Origin of the sequence: Mesorhizobium sanjuanii (assembly GCF_002529485.1) — a bacterium.
In the GTDB taxonomy this organism is placed as follows: domain Bacteria; phylum Pseudomonadota; class Alphaproteobacteria; order Rhizobiales; family Rhizobiaceae; genus Mesorhizobium; species Mesorhizobium sanjuanii.
On sequence record NZ_NWQG01000206.1, the window covers coordinates 1 to 3,144 of the forward strand.

At 66.5% G+C, this 3,144-nt stretch carries 3 protein-coding genes; all 3 read right to left on the reverse strand.

Annotated elements, in window-relative coordinates; all coding sequences use genetic code 11:
* On the reverse strand, positions 1 to 1,676 hold a 1,676-nt coding region (locus CN311_RS26425), incomplete at its 3' end, for a DUF2339 domain-containing protein (RefSeq protein WP_133117267.1).
* Positions 1,677 to 1,782: 106 nt separating this feature from the next.
* On the reverse strand, positions 1,783 to 2,301 hold the full coding sequence (locus tag CN311_RS26430; protein WP_097576598.1) for a PaaI family thioesterase: 519 nt from the start codon (positions 2,299 to 2,301) through the stop codon (positions 1,783 to 1,785).
* Positions 2,298 to 3,074 (reverse strand): DNA repair protein RecO, encoded by a 777-nt coding sequence (recO, locus tag CN311_RS26435; RefSeq protein ID WP_097576599.1) that lies wholly within the window; start codon positions 3,072 to 3,074, stop codon positions 2,298 to 2,300. Before recO ends, CN311_RS26430 begins: the two co-directional genes overlap by 4 nt.
* Positions 3,075 to 3,144: the final 70 nt, after the last annotated feature.

Below are 3,144 nucleotides of genomic sequence, written 5' to 3' on the forward strand. Positions count from 1 at the left end.
CCGGCGACCGCCGCACCGCCGAGCGCAAAGGAGACAGCCGCGCCACCCCTCAGCGGCGGTTCCTCGCCTCGCGCGATCCACTCGCCGCCGGCGGCGAAGCCCGCGGCCAGAAGGGCCGCGGCCGCCGCATAGACAAGATCGCGGTCGAGATTGCCGAAGGTTAACCAGAGCGCGAGGAGAACGATCAGCGGCGCAACGACGCCCCATGCCGCCCATGAAGCGGATCGAACCCAGGCGGTTGCAGCGAACCTGCGCGCGGCCCAAAAGCCGGCGCCGATGAAGACAAGCCCGAGACCGATGCCGATCCTGAGCATCAGCGGGTCGGATATCAGCGCCGGCTGGCTGCCGACGCCGAGAGCGCTATCTGAAAAATCGGCAGCGACCGAGGTCGGCGGAATGATGCCGAGATAGACCAGAACCGTCACCAGCCCGGCGGCGTGCAGGAGCGCCAGCGCCCGAGGCCGATAGAGCGCCACCGCCACCAGGGCCGCGATCAGCGCTGCTCCAGCCAAGGCACCGCTGGCGGCAGCGTAGACCGGGTCGACGAACAGCGCCATGGCCGAGAAACCGACGAAGAAACCAGGGGCGATCGACGGCCAGTCGAAGCCTCGGTCAGGTTCCGTTTCGCCACCGCGACGGCCAAGCCAGACGAAGGCAAGCACGGCCAGGGTGACGGCATCGATGAACAGGATGACCGGCAGGTTGGCGCCCGGCGCATCGGTCATAAAGAGGACGACCCAGAGACCGGTGCCGATAAAGGCGGCCGCCATCAGGAAAGTCCAGTCGCGCATGCGGGCGATAACGCCGGTGGCGGCAAGCACGATCGCGAGATAGCCGAACAGCGCCCAGGGATTGGGCGCCTGCGAGGCGATCAGCATCGGCGTCACCATCGCGCCGAGCAGGCCTATGCCGGCCAGCGCCTGGCCGTGGACGAGAGCCGCGGCAATGGTCGCCACGCCGATGGCGCCGAGCAGCGTGAAGGCCAGTGCCGGGCCGATGAAGCCGTAGACGCCATGCGCGGCATAGACCGTGCCGAACAGGATGAAAGCGCCGGCCGCCGTCAGGATCGCTGGAATATAGGCGCCGGCGGCGTCCTGCACCGGCAGCCGGAAGCCAGTGCGGCGGATGAATTCGCCGCCGCCGACCAGCACCAGCCCCAGCAATGCGGCCATACTTAGCCGCACACCTGGGCCGAAGATGCCGGCCTCGATGGTGTAGCGGATCAGGAACAGGCCACCCAGCGCCAGCGCGATGCCGCCGACCCAGACCGCCCAGCGGGTGCCGAGCGCCGTTTCGATGTCGGGTTTTTGGGCCGCTTTCGCCGTTGCGGCGGCCGGCTCTGCCGGCGCAGCCCCTGCCGACGGCGTTTTGCCCGTGGTCCAGGGGCCGGATTCGACCTCGCCGATCTTAGCCTTCGCCGATCGCTTTGGCGCAGCCTTGCCCTTCGGTAAAGAAACAATATCGGCCACCACTGCTGCCGCCGCATTCGCCGGCTTGCTGTCGTTTGCGGCCGGTTCCACCGGCTTGTGCTGTGGCGGAGCCACAGGCGCGCCAGAAAGCACCAGGCTGCGCAGCGCGCCAAGCTCGCGCTCGATCAGGCCGATGCGGCTCTGCTGGCGTGCAATGATGACGAACAGCGCGATGATGGCGACAAGGCCGATCAGGCTTTCGAACATGGCGGTTCCCCCAAACCAGACCACTGACATTCAGTTTTCACTGACACCCAAATACGGCCACCAGGCGACGACCGGGACAATATGGCCGCCAGGCGGCCGGACAAATTCAACGGGCGGCCAGATTGGCCGCCGGAAAGATCGAACATGTTTCGGTGCCGAAAGCCAGCAGCTTGCCGTTGGCATCCTTCAGTGTCGCTTCCGAAACCGCCAGCGTGCGGCCCTTGTGCACCACCTTGCCTTCGCACACGACTTCGCCGGTCTTCGGTGTGATCGGCCGCGTCAGGTTCACCTTGAACTCCGCCGTCGTATAGGCCTCACCCTTGTCGAGCAGTGTCTGCACCGCGCAGCCAAGGGCCGAATCCAGGAGCGTCGCGGCCCAGCCGCCATGCACGCTGCCGAGCGGATTGAGATAGCGCTCGTTCGGCATGCCGCGGAACAAAGCGCGTCCTTCCGACACTTCGGCAAGATCGAAGCTGAGCTGGAAGGAGATCGGCGGCGCCGGATATTTGTTGTCGATGATGCGCTGAAGCAGCTCAAGTCCGGTGTATCTCAGGATGTCGCCATGCGGAATTGTGCCGAGGCCGAGCGGCGAAACCCGGCCGGGATAGAGTTCCACTTCGCTCATCTGGTGATCTCTCCGACGACGGCTTGTCCAGCGGCGGGCTTGCCAGGCGCGTGGTGCTTGCGCAGCGCCGCGAGGAAGCCGGCGCGGGCGCCGGGCGGCTCGATGCCGCGCGGCTCGTAGACATGGCGAGAAAAGAAGAAGCCGGTCAGCCGGAAAGCATCCTCGATCGCCGCCGGATCGGCACGCAGGCCGGAACCGCGCTGCAGGAAAGCGGGCAGCGGCAGCATCTTGTCGCGCCATGGCGCGCCGGCCTGGCGCGACACGGCGCGCCCGGATTTCGGCGAGACATAGGCAAGGTCTTGGCGCGTGCCGGTGGCCGCGCACTGGCTGAGATCAAGGCCGAAGCCAAGCTCGTCGAGAATGAGCAGTTCGAAGCGCGCCACCAGTTCACCGGCGGCATCGGCATCATCAAGGTGGACGATCATCACGGCCAGCGTCTCGTAGAGTCCGCCATGAGCGTCGCGCTCGGGCAGCAGGCGCAGATGCGCGGCCATGGTCTGCAACCCATAGACGGCGACGGCGCTGTCCATCAGCCGGGCGGCATTCATCTCGATCGCCTCCGCCTGGAAGGTGCCGAGATGCTCGTCGAGCCGCGCCCGCCACAAAAGGTCGACGCGGTTGCCGGGCTGGAGAACCGGCTGCTGCTTGCGCGAGCGGCCACCGCGCACGAGGCCGAGGTGGCGGCCATGCGCACGCGTCATCACCTCGAGGATGGCGCTGGTTTCGCCATGCTTGCGGGTGCCGAGAATGATTCCCTCGTCGCGCCATTCCATGAACGGAGCTTGTCACCGCTTCGGTGGCGAAATCAAGATTTGGCGCATGGCTCCGAACTCAGTTTAACAA